General features: G+C 71.3%; 20 protein-coding genes. 5 read left to right on the top strand and 15 right to left on the bottom strand.

The features are described 5' to 3' along the window. Positions 1-259: 259 nt before the first annotated feature. The 3 genes from AB0I79_RS43735 to groES form a co-directional block, all read right to left on the bottom strand. Positions 260-856, bottom strand: coding sequence for a hypothetical protein (locus tag AB0I79_RS43735; RefSeq protein WP_357886294.1), 597 nt, complete (start codon positions 854-856; stop codon positions 260-262). Positions 857-969: 113 nt separating this feature from the next. After that, positions 970-2,589 (bottom strand): chaperonin GroEL, encoded by a 1,620-nt coding sequence (gene groL, locus AB0I79_RS43730; protein WP_357886292.1) that lies wholly within the window; start codon positions 2,587-2,589, stop codon positions 970-972. Positions 2,590-2,661: 72 nt separating this feature from the next. Continuing rightward, positions 2,662-2,976 carry a co-chaperone GroES gene (groES, locus tag AB0I79_RS43725; RefSeq protein WP_197093639.1) on the bottom strand — a complete coding sequence of 105 codons (315 nt, stop codon included), beginning with the start codon at positions 2,974-2,976 and terminating at the stop codon, positions 2,662-2,664. Between the two features lie 313 nt (positions 2,977-3,289). Between groES and AB0I79_RS43720 the strand changes: the two genes are divergently transcribed. The 3 genes from AB0I79_RS43720 to AB0I79_RS43710 all read left to right on the top strand — a co-directional run bounded on the left by AB0I79_RS43720 (position 3,290) and on the right by AB0I79_RS43710 (position 7,028). Continuing rightward, a complete protein-coding gene (locus AB0I79_RS43720) occupies positions 3,290-4,471 on the top strand; it encodes a methyltransferase domain-containing protein (protein WP_357886290.1) in 1,182 nt (393 codons plus the stop codon). Positions 4,472-4,667: 196 nt separating this feature from the next. Beyond that, positions 4,668-6,551, top strand: a complete 1,884-nt coding sequence (locus AB0I79_RS43715) for a hypothetical protein (RefSeq protein ID WP_357886288.1) — start codon at positions 4,668-4,670, stop codon at positions 6,549-6,551. Positions 6,552-6,641: 90 nt separating this feature from the next. Beyond that, positions 6,642-7,028 carry a hypothetical protein gene (locus AB0I79_RS43710; protein WP_357886286.1) on the top strand — a complete coding sequence of 129 codons (387 nt, stop codon included), beginning with the start codon at positions 6,642-6,644 and terminating at the stop codon, positions 7,026-7,028. On the opposite strand, the gene tsaD is transcribed toward AB0I79_RS43710, so the two are convergent. The 11 genes from tsaD to AB0I79_RS43655 all read right to left on the bottom strand — a co-directional run bounded on the left by tsaD (position 7,009) and on the right by AB0I79_RS43655 (position 16,640). Then, positions 7,009-8,040 carry a tRNA (adenosine(37)-N6)-threonylcarbamoyltransferase complex transferase subunit TsaD gene (gene tsaD / locus AB0I79_RS43705; protein ID WP_357886284.1) on the bottom strand — a complete coding sequence of 344 codons (1,032 nt, stop codon included), beginning with the start codon at positions 8,038-8,040 and terminating at the stop codon, positions 7,009-7,011. The genes AB0I79_RS43710 and tsaD overlap by 20 nt on opposite strands. Further along, positions 8,033-8,464, bottom strand: a complete 432-nt coding sequence (rimI, locus tag AB0I79_RS43700) for a ribosomal protein S18-alanine N-acetyltransferase (RefSeq protein ID WP_357886463.1) — start codon at positions 8,462-8,464, stop codon at positions 8,033-8,035. Before rimI ends, tsaD begins: the two co-directional genes overlap by 8 nt. 11 nt (positions 8,465-8,475) lie before the next feature. Then, positions 8,476-9,123, bottom strand: coding sequence for a tRNA (adenosine(37)-N6)-threonylcarbamoyltransferase complex dimerization subunit type 1 TsaB (gene tsaB, locus AB0I79_RS43695; protein WP_357886282.1), 648 nt, complete (start codon positions 9,121-9,123; stop codon positions 8,476-8,478). Between the two features lie 103 nt (positions 9,124-9,226). Continuing rightward, positions 9,227-9,769 (bottom strand): class F sortase, encoded by a 543-nt coding sequence (locus AB0I79_RS43690; protein ID WP_357886280.1) that lies wholly within the window; start codon positions 9,767-9,769, stop codon positions 9,227-9,229. 4 nt (positions 9,770-9,773) lie between these two features. Further along, complete coding sequence (locus AB0I79_RS43685; RefSeq protein ID WP_357886278.1) at positions 9,774-10,496, bottom strand: hypothetical protein; 723 nt, start codon at positions 10,494-10,496, stop codon at positions 9,774-9,776. Between the two features lie 169 nt (positions 10,497-10,665). Next, positions 10,666-11,100 (bottom strand): tRNA (adenosine(37)-N6)-threonylcarbamoyltransferase complex ATPase subunit type 1 TsaE, encoded by a 435-nt coding sequence (gene tsaE / locus AB0I79_RS43680; protein WP_357886461.1) that lies wholly within the window; start codon positions 11,098-11,100, stop codon positions 10,666-10,668. Positions 11,101-11,123: 23 nt separating this feature from the next. Beyond that, entirely contained in the window at positions 11,124-12,176 is a 1,053-nt protein-coding gene (locus AB0I79_RS43675) for an alpha/beta hydrolase (protein WP_357886276.1), read from the bottom strand. A gap of 19 nt (positions 12,177-12,195) precedes the next feature. Continuing rightward, a complete protein-coding gene (gene alr, locus AB0I79_RS43670) occupies positions 12,196-13,356 on the bottom strand; it encodes an alanine racemase (RefSeq protein ID WP_357886274.1) in 1,161 nt (386 codons plus the stop codon). Positions 13,357-13,409: 53 nt separating this feature from the next. Then, positions 13,410-14,861 carry an NAD(P)H-hydrate dehydratase gene (locus tag AB0I79_RS43665; protein WP_357886272.1) on the bottom strand — a complete coding sequence of 484 codons (1,452 nt, stop codon included), beginning with the start codon at positions 14,859-14,861 and terminating at the stop codon, positions 13,410-13,412. A 9-nt stretch (positions 14,862-14,870) separates the two neighbouring features. Continuing rightward, positions 14,871-15,221: a holo-ACP synthase gene (locus AB0I79_RS43660; RefSeq protein ID WP_357886271.1), complete on the bottom strand. Its 351-nt coding sequence runs from the start codon at positions 15,219-15,221 to the stop codon at positions 14,871-14,873. A gap of 12 nt (positions 15,222-15,233) precedes the next feature. Further along, a complete protein-coding gene (locus AB0I79_RS43655) occupies positions 15,234-16,640 on the bottom strand; it encodes an alkaline phosphatase PhoX (RefSeq protein ID WP_357886269.1) in 1,407 nt (468 codons plus the stop codon). 195 nt (positions 16,641-16,835) lie between these two features. On the opposite strand from AB0I79_RS43655, the gene coaA reads away from it, so the two are divergent. Next, on the top strand, positions 16,836-17,738 hold the full coding sequence (gene coaA, locus AB0I79_RS43650) for a type I pantothenate kinase (RefSeq protein WP_357886459.1): 903 nt from the start codon (positions 16,836-16,838) through the stop codon (positions 17,736-17,738). Here coaA and AB0I79_RS43645 read toward each other — a convergent pair. Further along, positions 17,686-17,844 (bottom strand): hypothetical protein, encoded by a 159-nt coding sequence (locus AB0I79_RS43645; RefSeq protein ID WP_357886267.1) that lies wholly within the window; start codon positions 17,842-17,844, stop codon positions 17,686-17,688. The two genes, coaA and AB0I79_RS43645, sit on opposite strands and share 53 nt — an antisense overlap. Before the next feature lie 62 nt (positions 17,845-17,906). Here AB0I79_RS43645 and AB0I79_RS43640 point away from each other — a divergent pair, with 62 nt between their 5' ends. Continuing rightward, complete coding sequence (locus AB0I79_RS43640) at positions 17,907-18,833, top strand: DUF389 domain-containing protein (protein WP_357886265.1); 927 nt, start codon at positions 17,907-17,909, stop codon at positions 18,831-18,833. Positions 18,834-18,856 lie beyond the last annotated feature (23 nt).

The following is an 18,856-nucleotide window of genomic DNA, read 5'->3' as shown; positions in this document are numbered from 1 at the left end:
TGCCCGCACTGATCCTGCCTGTCGTCATAGCGAACGGCTACGGATTGGTCACATTGAAGCGACGATAACGGGAAGTAATCAGCCGACCACACTAAGCCTTTATAGTGACATAATGTTTCAGGCGATAACCCGGAATGCGCGACATTTGTCAGACCGCAGACGCTTATCGCACACTTCCGGTTTACTCCAATAAGTCACCTTTTCTCCCCACTTCCCCCCATCCCGCCCGCCGCGGGACCTGCCGCCTCCGGCACTCGGATCATTCGTCCCGGACGTCCAGCAGTTCGAGGTACCCCCGCACCGCCTCCCACAGGTGATGTTCCGGATATCGCCGAAGCCCCCGGTGCTCCCGCCGCCACTGCCGGTCCCAGTACGCCCCGTGCACCGCCCTCAGGTGCTCCAGAGCCGCCTCCAGCTCCTCCGCCACCCCGGCGACCCGCTCCTGCCCCCGGGGAGCCTCAGCGCTGTACAGCGCCCCGAGCCGCCGCTCCCGCAGCGCCTCCAGCACGCCCCCGTCGATCCCGTCCAGCGACCAGAACCGCACCGGCCGGTGAATGCGGTGGTTGGCGACCGGCTCCCGGGACGACCGCCACCAGTAGGCGATGCCGCCCTGATCCAGCCGCAGGAAGTCGACCAGCCAGGCCGTGCCCGGCGGGTGCGTGCCCCAGGCGACATCCTCCGGCGGCAGGTTCAGCACGAAGGCGACCTCGATCTCGTCGAGCGGGTCGGCCCCCTCCGTCAGAGCGCCGAACACGTGCGCCTCGCGCAGGAACGGCTCCTCCGCCGGCAGCCGCCTGGTCTGCTCGCACGCCTCGGCCAGCATCCTCAGCCGCTCCACCGCCCGCGCGTACCGCATGCTCCCCAGCGTAGGGCCCGCCCTTCCCCGCGCACTCCAGCACCCGGGCCCCGGAAAGCCGTACGGCCCGCACCCCCTGCGGGGTACGGGCCGTAACGGAACGGAAGGCGCGGTCAGTGGCCGTGGCCGTGACCGTGACCCTGGCCGGCGGCCGGGGCCTCCTCCTCGGGCTTGTCCACCACGAGCACCTCGGTGGTGAGCAGCATGCCCGCGATCGAAGCGGCGTTCTGCACGGCCGAGCGCGTGACCTTGACCGGGTCGATGACGCCCTGGTCGAGCAGGTTCACGTATTCGCCGGTGGCGGCGTTGAGACCGTGACCGGCCTCCAGCTCGGCCACCTTGTGCGTCACCACGTAGCCCTCGAGACCGGCGTTCTCGGCGATCCAGCGGGCCGGCTCGACCAGCGCGCGGCGGACGATGCCGACGCCGGTGGCCTCGTCGCCCGTGAGGCCGAGGTCGTCGAGGTCCTTCGAGATGTGGATGAGCGCGGAGCCACCGCCGGAGACGATGCCCTCCTCGATCGCGGCGCGCGTCGCGGAGATCGCGTCCTCGAGGCGGTGCTTCTTCTCCTTCAGCTCCACCTCGGTGGCGGCGCCGACACGCAGCACGCACACACCGCCGGCGAGCTTGGCCAGCCGCTCCTGCAGCTTCTCGCGGTCCCAGTCGGAGTCGGACTGCTCGATGGCAATCTTGATCTCCTTGACGCGGTCCTCGATGGCCTGCGCGTCACCGGCGCCGTCGACGATGGTCGTGGCGTCCTTGGTGACGACGACGCGGCGGGCCGTGCCGAGCACCTCGAGACCGACGTGCTCCAGCTTGAGGCCGACCTCCTCGCTGACGACCTGGCCGCCGGTGAGGATGGCCATGTCCTGCAGCATCGCCTTGCGGCGGTCGCCGAAGCCCGGGGCCTTGACGGCCACGGAGGTGAAGGTGCCGCGGATCTTGTTGGTGACCAGGACGGCCAGGGCCTCGCCCTCGACGTCCTCGGCGACCACGAGCAGCGGCTTCTTCGTCTGGGCGATCTTCTCCAGCAGCGGCAGGAAGTCCGCGATGGAGGAGATCTTGCCCTGGGTGAGCAGGATGTAGGCGTCCTCGAGGACGGACTCCATCCGCTCGGGGTCGGTCACCATGTAGGCCGACAGGTAACCCTTGTCGAACTGCATGCCCTCGGTGAACTCGAGCTCCATGCCCATGGCGTTGGACTCTTCGACGGTGAGCACACCGTCCTTGCCCACCTTGTCGAACGCCTCGGCGATCAGGCCGCCGATCTGGGCGTCCTGCGCGGAGATCGTCGCGACGTTGGCGATCTCCTTCTTGTCGCCGACCTCGCGGGCGCTGGCCAGCAGCTTGTCGCTGACGGCCTTGGCGGCCTTGTCGATGCCGCGCTTGAGCGACAGCGGCGAGGCGCCGGCCGCCACGTTGCGCAGGCCCTCGCGGACCATGGCCTGGGCCAGGACGGTCGCGGTGGTGGTGCCGTCGCCCGCGATGTCGTTGGTCTTGGTGGCAACTTCCTTGGCGAGCTGGGCGCCGAGGTTCTCGTAGCGCTCTTCCAGCTCGATCTCACGAGCGATGGTCACACCGTCGTTCGTGATCGTCGGCGCACCGAACTTCTTGTCGATGACGACATTGCGGCCACGCGGGCCGAGGGTAACCTTCACGGCGTCCGCGAGGGCGTTCACGCCGCGCTCGAGCGCGCGGCGGGCGTCCTCGTCGAACTCCAGGATCTTCGCCATTGCTGAAAGTCCTCTCCTGGCGTCGAAAGCCCCGGCCGCCCTCTAGAGCGCCCGGGGCTCGACACAACCGGCCTACTTCTCGATGATCGCGAGAACGTCGCGGGCGGAGAGCACGAGGTACTCCTCGCCGCCGTACTTGACCTCGGTGCCGCCGTACTTGCTGTAGAGGACGATGTCGCCCTCGGAGACGTCGAGCGGAATCCGCTTGTCGCCGTCCTCGTCCCAGTTGCCCGGGCCCACCGCGAGGACCTTGCCCTCCTGCGGCTTCTCCTTGGCGGTGTCAGGGATGACCAGGCCGGAAGCGGTGGTCTGCTCGGCCTCAAGCGGCTGGACCACGATGCGGTCGCCGAGCGGCTTAACGGGAACCTTGGTGGCGGTCGTCACGATCGGACCTCCCCTTCAGATTTGAATGATCTAGAAGAGGCGACCAGCGGGGCCTGCCGTCGCGGGTGTCAGACCTGCCTCGTCGCACGTTGGCACTCTCAAGGGGAGAGTGCCAACAGGAAACATATGCAAGAGGGGCTTGACAGTCAACACGAACGCGTCTGCTGAGAGCGATCAGACCCGCTTCGCGGGCATGCCGGGCCGCTCCAGTCTCCCACGTGCGCGAACGTCCCGGCCGCCACCGCGCCGCCACCACGCCGTGCCCGCGCCGCCCGCAGGCGTGGTCCGCTCCGGCGTGGCGCTAACGTCTGGTGACGTGGACCTCGACGCCTTCACCGAGTTGCTGACCCCGCGCGGCAGGCGCGCGCTGGCGGAGGCCGAGGAACTGGCGGGCGCCGACCCGGTGGTCGCCGCCACCACGTTGCGCAGGACGTACGACGCGGCGCTCACCTCCGCGGCGCTCACCCAGGCCGGGCTCAGGGAGCGGGCCAGGGCCAAGTTCGGCGCGGACGCCGGGCGGATGTTCTTCACGCCGCACGGCCTGGAGCAGTCCACGAGGGCGGAGGTCGCCGAGCACCGCGCCCGCCGCCTGCTCGCCCTGCACGGCGCGCGGGCACCCCGGGTCGTGGACGCCTGCTGCGGCGTCGGCGGCGACCTGCTCGCGCTGGCCCGCGCCGGCTGCACCGTGGCCGCCGTGGACACCGACCCGCTGACCGTCGCGGTGGCCAGGGCCAACGCCGAGGCGTTCGGGCTGGCCGGCCGGGCGACGGTGACCGTCGCGGACGCGGCGGACGTCCGGCCCGAGGACCACGACGTGCTGTTCGCCGACCCGGCCAGGCGGACGGGCCGGGGCCGGACGTTCGACCCCATGGCCTACTCGCCGCCCTGGCCCGTGGTGCTCGGCCTGATCTCCCGGGCACGCCTGGCCTGCCTCAAGGTCGCCCCCGGCATACCGTACGAGTTCATCCCCGAGGGCGCCGAGGCCGAGTGGATCTCGTACAAGGGCGAGGTCAAGGAGGCCACCCTGTGGACCGGGGCCCAGGACGGCGGGGGCAGGCGGGCGACCCTGCTGCCAGGCGGCCACACGCTGTCCGCCACCGGCGTGCGGGCTTCCGTCGGCGCGCCGGGCCGCTTCGTCTACGAGCCCGACGGCGCGGCCGTCCGCGCGCACCTGGTCGGCGAGGTGGCCGAGCTGGTCGGCGGCAGGCTGCTCGACCCGATGATCGCCTACGTCACGTCCGACGAGCCGGTGGACACCCCGTGGGCCGCCGCCTACGAAGTCGACGACATTCTTCCTTTTTCCCTGAAAAAGCTCCGCGCCGCCCTCCGTGACCGACAAATCGGCAATGTCACCATCAAAAAGCGCGGCTCCGCCGTGGACATCGAGCGCCTACGCACGGATTTGCGCCTCAAAGGCGACAAATCCCTGGTGATCATGCTTACCAGAATTGCCGACAAACCCTCGGTAATCCTGTGCAAGCCCTCCCCACCTGCCTGAATCGCCGAACCTGGGCATCCGTGCGTTAATCGCGATCTTTCAATTCACCCCTGACGGACCTTGATCGAGAGGCTAAGGTGGGCGGGCGAGGAGTTCTCCGCCCCATTGCGGTTGACCGCGCTCTCACCCTTCATCGACAAAACCGGACCTATCCCACCGCTGCGCGGCAGACCGTCGGCGAGCGAAGGAGCTTTCGGTGGACCATTCCAACCACGCCGCCCTTCTCCCAAACGGCTACGACGCCGTCCCCAAGAGGATGCGAGACCTGCTCGCGCGTGCCGCCCAGGACCATGTCTACGAGCAACGCACCCAGGGCGCCGTGCTCGACGAGATCCGCCAGCGGCTCGAAGGCATGGAGTGGCTGCTGCGCGAGGTGCGCGAGCGCGAGCTGGGCGGCCTCAGCGGCGCGCTGGAGACGGTCAGCGGGCGGCTCGACGAGATCTCCGCCAAGCCCCCGATGTGGGCGGAGGGCCTGGCGCAGCACGTGGAGGCCGTGCGCGACCACGTCGACGCCGTGGGCGAGAAGGTCGGTCACGTCGACGCCCGGGTCACCCCGGTGGCGGAGCTGCCGAGCCTGTGGGCCGACGTGGGCACGGTGGGCGAGAGCGTGGACGAGGCGCTCAAGCGCCTGCAGTCGGTGCTCGACACCACCGACGGCATCACCAAGGGCATGTCCGACTTCGCGGCCCTGCTGGCCGGCCTCAACTCCAGCATGGAGGCCGCCGCCAGCCGCTTCACCCGGCTCGACAAGTCGATGGCCGAGCTGGCCACCCGCACCGACCGGGTCGAGGACGTCGTCAACGACCTGTCCGAGAGCGTCACCGAGCGCCTGGCTGGCACCGCCGAGCAGCTCGCGGCCAAGGTGGAGGCCGCGGAGCAGCGCACCAGCGCCCGCCTCGACGAGACCGACCAGCGCCTGACCGCCCGGCTCGGCGACACCGACCAGCGGCTCACCGCCCGCCTGGACGAGACGGACGAGCGGCTGAGCGCCCGCCTGGACGACACGGACCGGCGGCTCGGCACCCGGCTCGACGAGACCGACCAGCGGCTCGCCACGGCGCTCCTGGAGGCCGACGAGCGCCTCGTCAGCCGGCTCAAGGAGGCCGACGAAGCGCTCACCGGCCGCCTGGCCGGCGTCGAGCAGCGCCTGACCACCCGGCTCGACGAGGCCGACCAGCACCTCGCTGTGCAGCTCGGCGAGAGCGAGCAGCGCCTGACGGCCCGGCTCAGCGGCGTGGACGCCCGCCTCGACAGGGCCGAGGGCAAGCTCACCGGCCTCGACTCCCGGCTCACCGGGTTCGACAGCCGGCTGGAGTCCGCCGACGAGTGCCTGGCCGACATCGACACCAGGATCGACGGCCTCGACGGCCGCATGAGCGGCGTGGACAAGCGGCTCGTCTCCATGGACGGCCAGCTCGGCGCGGTCGACAAGCGGCTGGGCACCCTCGACGGCCACCTGGGCCGCCACGACGACCGGTTCGACGCGCTCGACGTGCGCATCGACGCCCGCTTCTCCTCGCTCGACGAGCGCATGTCCACCTCCGACCAGCACGCCACCGAGCTCGCCACCCGCAACGAGGGCCGCTTCAACAAGCTCGACAACCAGATGGACGCCATCGACGAGCGGCTGGTCGAGGCCGAGGAGCACCTGAGCAGCCGCTTCGACGCCATCGACGGCCACCTCGGCGGCCTCGACACCCGCTTCCACGGTTTCGACACCCACCTCAACGGGCTGGCCGCGCGCGCCGAGCAGGCGAGCGAGCACCTGGAGTCGGTGGACGAGCGCATCGAGGCGGTCACCGGGTGCGTGAGCCGGCTGCCCGCCGACCTGGCCATCCCGGAGCGGGTCGGCGAGGTGCTCCAGGCGCACGTGGGCGAGCAGGCCGAGCGCCTGACCGCCGCCACCGAGGCGCTCACCGAGCTGGTCAGGGCCCGGCCCGACGGCGACGAGCTGGCCGGCACGGTGACCGGCATCGTCCAGCCGGCCGCGGAAGACCTGAGCAAGCGACTGGACGCGCTGGAGGAGACCATGCTGGCCCTGGCCGAGGCCCTCCTGCGCCCGACCAGGGCCAAGGACTGACCCCGCGCCTGTGAGGAGGCTCACAGGCGCGGCTGTCACGTTCGCGCGGTCATGACCGTCCGTTGCTCGGACCCGAAGGGAGAGCGACGGATGTTCATCAAGATCACAGTGGTCGTCGCGGCGGCCACGATGCTGGTCACCGGCGTGTGGATGCGGATCGACCCGGCGAGCTTCGCCGCGTGGGCCAACTGGCCCAACCACGAGCACTTCCTCCACGACGCCGGCGTCTTCCAGATCGGCATCGGCATGATGATGGTGTGCGCCCTGTGGTGGCGCGACGTGATCGCGGTGGTGCTGGCCGGATACGTGTTCACCAACACCTTCCACGCCGTCAACCACGTGCTGGACCGGCACCTGGGCGGCAGCGACGACGACTGGTGGCAGCTCGGCCTGTTCTCGGTGCTGGCGGCGGTGGCCCTGGCGCTGCGCCTGCGGGTGCTCTCCCGCAGGCGCGAGCTCACACGTGCACGGTCGTGATCGGCAGCGACGAGTCGGCGGGAATCTCCAGCGTCGAGGGCGTGACACCGGCGGCGACCAGGTCGGAGCCGAGGGCGGCGACCATGGCGCCGTTGTCGGTGCACAGCCCCGGCCTGGGCACGCGCAGCCGTACGCCGGCCGCGTCGCAACGTTCCTGGGCCAGCGCGCGCAGCCGCGAGTTTGCCGCCACGCCGCCGCCGATCAGCAGGTCGTGCACGTCGTACTTGCGGCACGCCTGGAGGGCCTTGCGGGTCAGCACGTCCACCACCGCCTCCTGGAAGGAGGCCGCCACGTCGGGCACGTGGATGGACTCGCCTGACGCCTCCCGGGCCTCGACCCAGCGCGCGACGGCCGTCTTGAGCCCGGAGAAGGAGAAGTCGAGCGTGCCGTCGTCGAGCTTGCCGCGCGGGAACGCGATCGCCGTGCCGGAGCCCTCCCTGGCGGCCCTGTCGATGTGCGGGCCGCCGGGGAACGGCAGGCCCAGCACCCGCGCGACCTTGTCGAACGCCTCGCCGGCCGCGTCGTCGACGGTGGATCCGAGCGAGATGACGTCCTCGGCCACGTCGGGCACGAGCAGCAGTGAAGAGTGGCCGCCCGAGACCAGCATCGCGATGCACGGCTTGGGCAGCGGCCCGTGCTCGAGCTGGTCGACGGCGACGTGCGCGGCCAGGTGGTTGACGCCGTAGAGGGGGACGCCCAGACCCAGCGCGTACGACTTGGCCGCCGCCACGCCCACCAGCAGCGCCCCCGCCAGCCCGGGGCCGGCCGTCACGGCGATGGCGTCGATGTCGGAGAACTTCAGCCCGGCCTGGGCCAGCGCGGCCTCCACGGTCGGCGTCATGGCCTCCAGGTGGGCGCGCGAGGCGACCTCGGGAACCACGCCGCCGAACCTGGCGTGCTCGTCCATGCTGGAGGCGATCGTGTTGGCCAGCAACGTGTGACCCCTGACGATGCCGATGCCGGTCTCGTCGCAGGACGTCTCGATGCCGAGGACCAGGGGTGCGTCAGTCACCAAGCTTCCTTCTCATCATGATCGCGTCGGTGCCGTCGTCGTAGTAGCGGCGGCGGGTGCCGATCTCCTCGAACCCGAAATGCCGGTAGACCGCCTGCGCGCGCGGATTGTCGGCGCGCACCTCCAGGAAGATCTCCCGCGCGCCCCTGCGGGCCGCCTCGGCCAGCAGCTCGGTCAGCATCGCGCCGCCGATGCCCGTGCCCTGGTGCCTGTCCAGCACCGCGATGGTCTGCACGTCGGCCTGGTCGCCCGCGGCGGCGAGCCCGGCGTAGGCGACGATCTCGTCGCCCACCAGGGCCACCACGTAGTGGCGGGTGCGGGGCATCTCGGCCAGCTCGCCGCGCATCATGCCCTCGCTCCACGCGTCGAGCGGGAACGTGGCCCGCTCGATCGCCATGACCGCAGGCAGGTCGGCCTCGGTCATCGTGCGCAGCTTCACGCCGTCACCCTCTTGGGTGCGCCCGGCACCACCGCATCGGGTCTGCGCAGGTAGATGGGGCGTGGCGGGTCGAGCGGCACGCCCGCGCCGAGCCGCTCGGCGGCCAGCGCGCCCAGGGCGCCCGCGTACGGGTAGAGCGGCAGGTCGAGACCGCCACCCAGGAGGTCGGGGTAGAGCTGCGCGCCCGCGCCCACGACCGGCAGCCCCTCGGCGGGCACGTCGGCGGGCCGGTCCACGAAGGGCCCGTCCGCACGCGTGCGGTGGTCGGAGTAACGCGCCCAGAAGACTTCCTTGCGCCGCGCGTCGGTGGCCGCCAGGAAGGGCTCGGACAGCCCGCTGCCGTAGGCGACGGCGTCGAGCGTGCAGATGCCGTACGCCGGCACGCCCAGCGTGGTGGCCAGGCCCTGCGCGGTCATCAGCCCGACGCGCAACCCCGTGTAGGGGCCGGGGCCGCTGCCCGCCACGATGGCCGTCACCGCGCGCAGCGGCACGCCCGCCTCGCGCAGCACGGCCTCGATGGTGGGCACGAGCAGCTCACCATGGCGCCGGGCGTCGATCGTGGTCGACTCGGCGAGCACGCGCTCCCCGTCGTGGAGCGCGGCGGTGACGGCGGGCGTCGCGGTATCAAAGGCCAGGACCAGCACGACTGTTTAGCCTACCCGCCGCGAGGGTCTCACCCGGCCGGTACGCCGCAAGGCCCTACGCCCAGCCCGCACGCCTGCCGGCGGCCGCGCTGCTCATCCGCTCTCAGACCTCGGACGCGTACACGATGACGTTGTCAAGGTACTCGCCCTTGGCGTAGTCGAACTTGCCGCCGCACGTCACCAGCTTGAGCCCGTCCTCGACGTAGACGCGCTGGGCCGGGAACCGGTCCTTGTGCACCTGCTCGATGGAGTCCACCTTGTACTCCACGACCTTGCCGTCGCTGCGCTCCACCTTGACGGTCTCGCCCTTGCGTAACTGCCTGAGCTTGTAGAAGACGGCGGGCGCGGTCTTGGTGTCGACGTGGCCGATGATCACCGAGGCGCCCTTCTCGCCGGGCACCGCGCTGCCGGTGTACCAGCCGGCCACCTTCGGCTTCTCGTACGGCGGCAGCTCGACCTCGCCGTTCTTCAGCAGGTCGAGCTCCATCAGCGGGGCCTCGACGTCGATCGAGGGGATGTCGATGCTCTTGGGCACGACGTCGGCGGCGGGCGTGGTGGTGGTGCCGGTCTGCATTCCCCTGCCGAACGCGACCAGCACCAGACCGGTGATGGCGCCGGCGAGCACCACCCGTCCCGGGCGGGCCACGGCGCTAGGCCCGGTTGCGCCGCTTGACCGCGAAGCCGATGCCTCCGGCCAGTGCCAGGGCGATCAGCACGCCGGCGGGGCCGAACGGGATCGACGACTCCTCGGCGGCGTCCTGCGCGTACGTGCCTCCGCCGCCCGCCCTGGGCGCCCTGGTGGGCACGGTGCTGTCCGGCTCCTCGGTCTCGGCCGCGACGATCCGCAGCGTGGCCCTGCCCATGTCGTTGGTGCCGTCGCACTTGACGTCCACGCGGTACTCGCCGCGCCGGATCGTTCCGGACACCTGCGCCTCGCCGCGCACCCAGGGCGAGCCGGTGGTGGCGGTCGGGGAAGGGCTGAGCGAGGCCGCGGGGACCGGGTTGAGCGTGACGCCGTTGATGAACGCCCTGGACGTCGCGGTGCCGGTGTGGGCCGGGCCGCCTGTCGGGACGGGGCAGTTGGCCAGGATCCAGACCCTGGACGTCTCTCCCGCGGTGACGCGGTCGGGGTTGAGCTGGACCGAGATGGTCTGCCTGGTCGTGGTGGTCGTCGGCCGTGGGCTGCCGGTGGTCGTGGTGGTGACGGTGCCCGTCGGGGTGCCGGCCGGGGAGCCCGTCGGGGTGCCGGGGCCGGGTGTCGACGCTGTCGGGGTGGGTGTGCCTGTTGGATTGGTCTCCGCCGAGGCGGAGCAGCCGGTCAGACCGACCATGACGATGGCTCCCGCGTACGCGACACGCCTGACCCTGAGCACCGGCCCGCACCCCACTCCGCCGTCTTGCACCCCAGCATCCACCACATTTGGTGAACTCGCTCGTCCTGATACCCAGAAATTCTGGGGGAATCCCTGACCAACGATCATGATTTATATCGTTGGCCTGGTACGTCAAGGGTGCCAGCTTTACCGTGCGTTGACGGACGTTTCAGTCTTGTAGCGGATCAGACGGCGTGTCGGCCCACCTGGGGCCCACGCCTCGCAGCGTCACGAGCCGGGCCTCGTCGCCGGTCTCGCGGTCGATGTGGATCTCCAGCCGGTCGTCGGCCAGCCCTTCGACCAGCCCCTCGCCCCACTCGACGACGGTGACCGACTCCTCCAGCGAGGCGTCGAGGTCGAGGTCGTCCACCTCGAGGTCGCCACCGAGCCGGTACGCGTCCACGTGCACGAGCGGCGGCCCCTCGCGCAGCGACGGGTGCACCCTGGCGATCACGAACGTCGGCGAGGTGATCGGGCCGCGCACCTTGAGCCCTTCGGCGATGCCCTGGACGAGCGTGGTCTTGCCGGCGCCGAGCGGGCCGGACAGCACCAGCAGGTCGCCGGGGCGCAGCCGGGTGGCCAGGCGGGCGCCGTAGGCCCGCATGTCGTCGGGAGTCGCGAGCCGCACTAGATCTCCACCCTCTTCAGCAGGTCGCGCAGCGTGTCGTTGACGATGCCCGGCCGCTCCATCTGGATCAGGTGCGAGGTCTCCGGCACCTCGGTGAGCTGCGCCTTGGGCAGCGCGGCGGCGATGGCCTTGCTGTGGTCGGGCGGCGTCAGCCAGTCGCGGTCGCCGACCACGATCGCGGTGGGCACCGGGTCGAGCACGTGGAGGGCGGCGAGCTTGTCGTGGTTCATCAGGGCCGGGTAGAAGTTGGCGACCACCTCGGTCGGGGTCGCCCTGATCATCGACTCGGCGAAGTCGACCACGGTGGGGCTGACGTTCTTCGAGTCGCCGAAGCCGATGAGGCGGGTGATCAGGAAGGCGATGTCGCTGCCCGCGTGGCGGGTCCTGTCGATCCACGAGCCCCGCTTGCCCAGCAGCGACACCGTGCCGGGAGCCACCTTGTGCACGACCTTGGACAACATCGCGGGCAGGCCCAGCGTCAGCTCGGCCAGCTTGCCCGCCGAGGTCGCGATGAGCGCCGCCGCGCGGATCTTGTCGCCGAACAGCTCGGGGTGGCGGTCGGCCAGCGCCATGATCGTCATGCCGCCCATGGAGTGGCCGACCAGCACGCACGGGCCGGGCACGAACTGCTCGATCACCTCGGCCAGGTCCGCGCCCAGCCGGTCGATCGAGCAGTCGTCGGCGGCGGCCCGCTGGGAGCGGCCGTGGGAGCGCTGGTCCCAGAGCACGAGCCGGTAGTTCTCGCGCAGGTCCTTGCGCTGGTAGTGCCAGGACTCCAGGCTGAGGCAGTAGCCGTGGCAGAGCACGACGGTCAGCGGCGCGTCCTCGGGGCCGTCGATCTCGACGTGCAGGGCGTAGCCGTCGGAGGTGACGAGCGTGCGCTCCCTGCCCCGCAGCTCGCCGAACGGCTCGCTCGCCTCGTGGTCGGGGCGCAGCCTGATCCGGCCCACCGCGTAACGCTTGGCCAGCGCCGCCGCCGCGACACCGGCGGAAGCCGCGCCGACGAGCGCGCCGGCGATCCCTACCTTGCGCCGTGTTGGCGTCGTCGTCATGTCCCCGATCCTTCTCCGCTCATGCCCGACGCGAAGTGCCCTGCGTCACGTTCTCGTGAACCCGTGGCACGCGCGAACCGATCCTGGTCACGATCTCATGCGTGATCGTGCCGAGAGTATCCGCCCACTCCTGAGCGGTCGGCTCGCCCCCGTCACCCGGCCCGAACAGCACGACCTCGTCGCCGGCCGACAGCGGGTCGTCGCCCATGTCGATCATGAACTGGTCCATGCACACCCGGCCCGCGATCAGCCTGCGACGGCCTCCCGCCAGCACCTCGGCCCGCCCCGTCGCGTGCCGCAGGATGCCGTCCGCGTACCCGAGGGGCACCAGACCAAGCGTGGTCTCGTGCCCCGTGACGTAGAGGTGCCCGTAGGAGACGCCCGCGCCCTCGGTGACGCGCTTGACCAGACCGATCCTGGCCGTCAGCGTCATGGCCTGCCTGAGGCCGAAGTCGCCCAGCTCCGGGATGGGGCTCAGGCCGTACATCGCGATGCCGGGTCTGACCATGTCGTAGCGCGTGCCGGGGAGCGTCACCGTGGCGGCGGAGTTGGCGAGGTGCCTGATCACGCCGGAGTCGGCCGCGCCGGCCTGGTCGGCCAGCTTCAGCGCCGTCTCGTACGCCTCCTGCTGCTGCGCGATCGACGGGTGGCCGGGGATGTCGGCGCAGGCGAAGTGGGACCAGAGCCCGACGATCTCGATGACGCCCTCGGCCCGCAGCTCCACGGCCCTGGCCAGCAGGTCGGGCCAGGCAGCGAGCGGCGCGCCGCCCCTGCTCATGCCGGTGTCGGCCTCCAGGTGCAGCTTCGCGGCGCGGCCCGCGCGCCTGGCGGCGGCGGCGATCTCGTCGAGCAGCCGCACGTCGGCGGCCGACAGCTCGACGTCGGCGGCCAGCGCCTCGTCGAGCGGCTCGCCGGGGGTGATCAGCCAGGCCAGGATCGGCGCGGTCACGCCCCCCGCGCGCAGCTCCAGCGCCTCCCTGACGAACGCCGTGCCGAGCCGGCTCGCCCCGCCCTCCAGCACCGCCGCGGACGTGGGCACCAGCCCGTGCCCGTAGGCGTCGGCCTTGACCGCGCCCATGACCTCCGCGCCGCCCGCCCGCTCCTTGAGCAGGGCGACATTGTGCCTGATGGCGGCCAGATCGACCCGCGCCTGAGCGGGCGTGGCCACTGGAGAGTACATCCTTCTAGTGTGGCAGCTCCGGCTCGTGGCCGAGTCCGGTTTTCAACCGGGAATCACGAGCCGGCGCTGGTCACGGTACGGATGGCCGCGGGAACGGCGGTGGCCACGTCGGCGGCGGCCAGCGGGGCGCCGTCGGCGGCCAGGTGCCCGGCCAGCCCGTGCAGGTAGGCGCCGCACGAGGCGGCGTCGTAGCAGCTCAGCCCCTGGGCCAGCAGCGCGCCCGCCAGCCCGGACAGCACGTCGCCGGTGCCGCCGGTGGCCAGCCAGGGCGTGCCGGTGACGTTCACCCGCGCCGGCTGCCCGTCCTCGGCCACCACCGTGGTCGAGCCCTTGAGCAGCACGGTCACGCCCAGCTCGGCGGCAGCCCGCCGGGCGTGCTCCAGCCGGGCCGCCTCGATGTCGGCGCGGTCGGCGCGGATCAGCCTGGCCAGCTCGCCCGCGTGCGGGGTGATCAGGACAGGCGCGGCCCGCCGCAGCAGCCCCCTGTCCCTGGCCACCAGGGTCAGCCCGTCGGCGTCGACGAGCACGGGCACGTCGGTGGCCAGCACCCTGGCCGCCAGCTCGTGCGCCCAGTCGTCGGTGCCGAGCCCCGGGCCGAGCACCCACGCCTGCACCCGGCCCACGTGCTCGATCGAGGGCTCGTCGAGGAGCGTGACCACGGCCTCCGGCCAGTGCGCGCGCACCTGGGCGAGCGGCGCCTCGCGGCCGGCGTACCGCACCATGCCCGCGCCGCCCCGCAACGCGCCGCCCACGGCCAGCACGGCCGCGCCGGTGAACAGGTCGCTGCCCGCCGCGACGCCCAGCACCCCTCTGCGGTACTTGTCCGACTCCTCGCCCGGGCGCGGGACCAGGCCCGCCACGTCGCGGGCGGTGAGCGCCGCGACGTCGGGATCCGGCAGGTACTCCCCCAGCCCGATGTCGATCAGCCGGACGTCCCCGGCGAAGGCGGCGCCGGGATCGACCAGCAGCCCCGTCTTGTACGCCCCCATGGTGACGGTCACCCCGGCCCGGACGGCGGCCCCCGCCACCTGCCCGCTGCTCGCGTCCACCCCGCTGGGCACGTCCACGGCCACGACCGCGCCGCGGGCGGCGTTGGCCTCCTGCGCGAGCCGCGCGTACGGCTCCCTGAGCGCGCCCGCGGCCCCGATGCCCACGAGCCCGTCGACGATCAGGTCGGCCCGCTCGATCGCGGACGCCTCGGCGACCCGCCCGCCGGCGTCGAGCAGCGCGCGCAGCCCTGCCTCGTGCGTCCTGGACCCGGCGAGCACGGCGTCCACCCGGGCTCCGCGCCTGGCCAGCCGCTCGCCGGCGTACAGGGCGTCGCCGCCGTTGTCGCCGCTGCCGACGAGCAGCACCACGCGTCTGCCGTAGACCCTGCCCAGCAGGTCGGCGCAGACGGCGGCGAGCCCGACGGCGGCCCGCTGCATCAGCGTGCCCTCGGGCAGCCGGGCCATGAGCGCGTGCTCGGCGCCCCGGATCTGGTCGGCGGTGTAGGCGGTACGCATGATCCGAAGCTATCCCTCCGCGATCACGTAGGCCACGGCCACGCCCGCGTCGTGGCTGAGCGAGATGTGCCAGCGCTTGACCCCGAGCCCGTACGCGACCTCGGCCACCTTGCCGGAGACCCGCAGCTCGGGCTTGCCCAGCTCGTCACAGTGCACCTCGGCCTCCAGGTGCCCGAGGCCCTTGGGTGCGCCGAGCGCCTTGGCCACGGCCTCCTTGGCGGCGAACCTGGCGGCCAGCGACTGCACCGGCAGCGGCCGCTCGCCCTCGGTGAACAGCCGCTCCCTCAGCCGCGGCGTACGCTCCAGCGCCGCCTCGAAACGGGCGATGTCCACGACGTCCACGCCGATACCCAGGATCATCGTCCCAATCTATTAGAACGGCCCGCGCTCCCACTGCCCCCAGATCGCGATGGACATGCCCTGCTTGGCCTGCAGGTTGACGTAGAGCGTGTGACCGCCGGGGCCGAACGTGGTGCCGGCGAACTCGGCCCCGTCGTCACCCGCGATGGGCTGCAGCCGGCAGAAGTCGAAGATCTCCCCGCTCTTCGTGAGCCCGCGCAGGTAGTTGTCCTCGCCGCCGTCCTCGCACAGCACCAGCGTGCCGCGCCTGCTGACCGTCACGTTGTCGGGCAGGTCGAGCACCGACGAGCGCGGCGACTCGTAGACGAGCCTGAGCCGCCCGCTCCACGTCTCGTACGCCCACACCTGCCCTCGCCCGTCGCCGAACCCGTCGGGCGCCCGCTCGCCCGGCGCGGTGGCCCCGCCCTGGGTGGAGACGAAGTACACGGTGCCGTGGTGGTGCACCGCCCCCTCCAGCCGGGCGAAGATCGCCGCCCCCTTCTTCCTGCCCTGCCTGCCCACGGCCTGGGCGGCCTCGTCGTAGGCGGTCCTGCCGGTGAAGTCGGGGTCGGGGTCGTCGATGTCCACCCAGGTGGTCCCGTACGCGGCGCCGGGCTCCTGTCCCTTCGACAGGTCCGCGCGGTCGGTGCCGTCCACGGCGAGCATCTGCAGCCTGCCGCCGTCGAGCAGCCGCCCGGCCAGGATCGGGTGCTTGGGCGGCAGGTAACGGTAGAAACCGGAGGGGAAGGAGTAGTTGTCCTCGGTCAGGTAGATGGCGCCCGAGGAGGGGTCGAAGGCGGCCGACTCGTGCGGGAAGCGCCCGGCGGAGCGGATCGGCCTGGCCGTGGCGGCGCGGGCGACCGGCACCTCGAAGAGGTAGCCGTGCTTGCGGGTGAGCCTGGAGTTGTCGTCGCCGGAGCGGTCGTTCACCACGTCGGGGCCGTTGACCGTCTCCTCGCAGCTCACCCAGGCCCGCCAGGCCATGGGCCCGCCCGAGCAGTTCATCATCGTGCCGTTCAGCGACGGCGCGCTCCTGATCACCTCGCCGTAGCGGGTGACCTGGAGCGTCGAGGTGCCGCCCCCGGCCATCGGGTCGTAGGCCTTGCGCCTGTCGCCGAACGCGCCCACCGGCCCGTCGACCTCGTGGTTGCGGATGAGGACGGCGCTGCCCTTGGGTCCGGAGAAGGCGGCCATGCCGTCGTGCTTGCCCGGCACGGTGGACCCGTCGCTGTACCTGTCACCCGCCACGCTGAACGAGCGGTATCTGAACCCGTCGGGCAGGTGCAGCCGCGCCTTCCCGTCACGCAGGTCGCGTACGGGGCGCAGCGGGCCGTACCCGCGCACGGGGTCGGCCCCGCCCTTCGCGCCGGCGCACGCGACGCCCGCGAAGGGCCCGGCGATCCCGGCGACGACGTTGGAGATGAAGCGACGACGGTCCACGGAATACCTCCCGTCGGGGACAGTAGCCGCCGGTCAGCCGTTGCACGCCCGTTTCGCCAAGACCCATCTTCCTTCCCCGAACTGGCTCTCGGTAATCCCACGTCTTTGTCCACAGGCTGTGGATCCCTGGGGGACGCCCCGGCCGAGGTCCGGTTCGCGGCACATCGCTACGCTGCCTAGGTGAATAACGGCTACGTGGAACTGAGCAGGGAGCAGTGGAGCGAGCTCCGCAAGAACACGCCCTTGACTCTCACCGCAGACGAGCTGGAAGAGCTACGCGGCGTCGATGATCCCATCGACCTCACCGAGGTCACCGACATCTACCTCCCCCTGACCCGGCTGCTCAACCTGCACTTCACCGGGTCCAAGCAGCGCAGCAGCGTGCTGAGCGCGTTCCTCGGCAAATCCGATCAGCGCGTGCCGTACATCCTGGGCATCGCGGGCAGCGTCGCGGTCGGCAAGTCGACCACGGCCCGCCTGCTGCACACCCTCCTGGCCCGCTGGCCCGAGCACCCGCACGTGGAGCTGATCACCACCGACAGCTTCCTCTACCCCAACGCGGTGCTGGAGGCCAAGAAGATCATGCATCGCAAGGGTTTCCCCGAGAGTTACGACCGGCGGGCGCTGGTCAGGTTCGTGGCGGAGGTGAAGGCGGGCGCGGCGGAGGTCAAGGCGCCCATCTACAGCCACCTCGAATACGACATCGTCCCCGGCGCCCACCAGACCGTGAAAAATCCCGACATCCTGATCATCGAGGGCCTCAACGTCCTCCAACCGGCCCCGCCCACGTCCCTGGCCGTCAACGACTACTTCGACTTCTCCATCTACGTGGACGCCAAGGTCGAGGACATCCGCACCTGGTACGTCGAACGCTTCCACAAGCTCCGCCGCACCGCCTTCGAGGACCCGAAGTCGTACTTCCGGCACATCGCGGAGCTGTCCTACGACGAGGCCACGGCCTTCGCGCGCAACGTGTGGCGCGACATCAACGAGCGCAACCTCGTCGAGAACATCGCCCCCACAAGGGGCCGCGCCGACCTCGTGCTCAAGAAGGGCGCCGACCACTCCGTACGGCGGGTGCGGCTCCGCCAGACCTGAACGCCTCCTCGAACAGGTAGCGGGCGAACCTGCCCGCGCACTCCTGGTCGTCGAGGTCGGCGAACCAGCACTCCTCGCCGTGGTCGTGGCACCAGATCCAGATCATGTGAGGGAGCTTCGCGTACCGGTATCAACGCCTCGTCAAGATTCGTTCGACACAATGGCTGCGTGCTTCATCTGCGACTGATCGTCCCGTCCGCCCGCACCGACGAGGCGGTCGAAGTGCTGGAGGGCTGCCCGGGCGTCACCAACCTCGTGGTGCTGCCCGGCGCGGCCCGCGAGCCGCGCGGCGACGTGATCCTCTGCGACGCGGCCAGGGAGGCGGCCAACGAGGTCCTGGGCAGGCTCAAGTGGCTGGAGACCGAGGGCTCCATCGCCGCCGAGCAGGTCGATCTGGCGCTGTCCAAGGTGGCGGAGGAGGCGATCGAGGAGGCACCGGGCGATCCCGACGACGCGGTGATCTGGGAGCACCTGTCGCAGCGGGTCTACACCGAGTCGCGCGTGACCTGGGCGTACCTGGCCTTCCTGGCCATCGCCACCCAGCTCGCGGGCATCGCCATCCTGCTGGACTCCCCCATCCTGATGATCGGGGCGATGGTGCTCGGCCCGGAGTTCGGCCCGGTCGCGGCCATCTGCTTCGGCCTGCTGCGACGCAGGTGGCACCTGATCGTCGCGGCGATGCGGACGCTGGTCATCGGGTTCCTGGTGGCGATCGCGATCACGTACGCGTGCGCGTTCGTCTCCCATCACTGGGGCTGGTTCGACATCGGCGACCTCACCACGAACGAGGAGTTCCAGTTCATCGTCAAGCCCGACCGCTGGTCGTTCATCGTGGCGGTGCTCGCGGGCGCGGCCGGGGTGCTGTCGATCACGGCGGGCAAGTCGTCGGCGCTGATCGGCGTCTTCATCTCGGTCACCACGGTGCCCGCCGCCGGCTACGTGGCCGTGGCCATGGCCGTGTCGGACTGGACGGAGGTCGCGCCCGCCGTCTCCCAGCTCGGCCTCAACATCCTGGGGATGATCCTCGCGGGCACCGTCACCCTGGTGGTCCAGCGGAAATTCTGGCCTCAAGTAGGACGCCGTTCATCCATATGACCGAGGCCACACCGCCGGCCCGG

The sequence above is a fragment of the Nonomuraea sp. NPDC050202 genome (genome assembly GCF_040656115.1).
Lineage (GTDB): Bacteria > Actinomycetota > Actinomycetes > Streptosporangiales > Streptosporangiaceae > Nonomuraea.
This window is presented reverse-complemented; position numbering and strand designations above follow the sequence as displayed.

Bases quoted from the DNA above. Each gene is read 5' to 3' on its own strand.
- AB0I79_RS43735 (WP_357886294.1), bottom strand. From the start codon at position 856: ATGCGGTACGCGCGGGCGGTGGAGCGGCTGAGGATGCTGGCCGAGGCG.
- groL (WP_357886292.1), bottom strand. From the start codon at position 2,589: ATGGCGAAGATCCTGGAGTTCGACGAGGACGCCCGCCGCGCGCTCGAG.
- AB0I79_RS43710 (WP_357886286.1), top strand. From the start codon at position 6,642: ATGTTCATCAAGATCACAGTGGTCGTCGCGGCGGCCACGATGCTGGTC.
- rimI (WP_357886463.1), bottom strand. From the start codon at position 8,464: ATGACCGAGGCCGACCTGCCTGCGGTCATGGCGATCGAGCGGGCCACG.
- tsaE (WP_357886461.1), bottom strand. From the start codon at position 11,100: ATGCGGGCCTACGGCGCCCGCCTGGCCACCCGGCTGCGCCCCGGCGAC.
- AB0I79_RS43675 (WP_357886276.1), bottom strand. From the start codon at position 12,176: ATGACGACGACGCCAACACGGCGCAAGGTAGGGATCGCCGGCGCGCTC.
- alr (WP_357886274.1), bottom strand. From the start codon at position 13,356: ATGTACTCTCCAGTGGCCACGCCCGCTCAGGCGCGGGTCGATCTGGCC.
- AB0I79_RS43665 (WP_357886272.1), bottom strand. From the start codon at position 14,861: ATGCGTACCGCCTACACCGCCGACCAGATCCGGGGCGCCGAGCACGCG.
- AB0I79_RS43660 (WP_357886271.1), bottom strand. From the start codon at position 15,221: ATGATCCTGGGTATCGGCGTGGACGTCGTGGACATCGCCCGTTTCGAG.
- AB0I79_RS43645 (WP_357886267.1), bottom strand. From the start codon at position 17,844: ATGATCTGGATCTGGTGCCACGACCACGGCGAGGAGTGCTGGTTCGCC.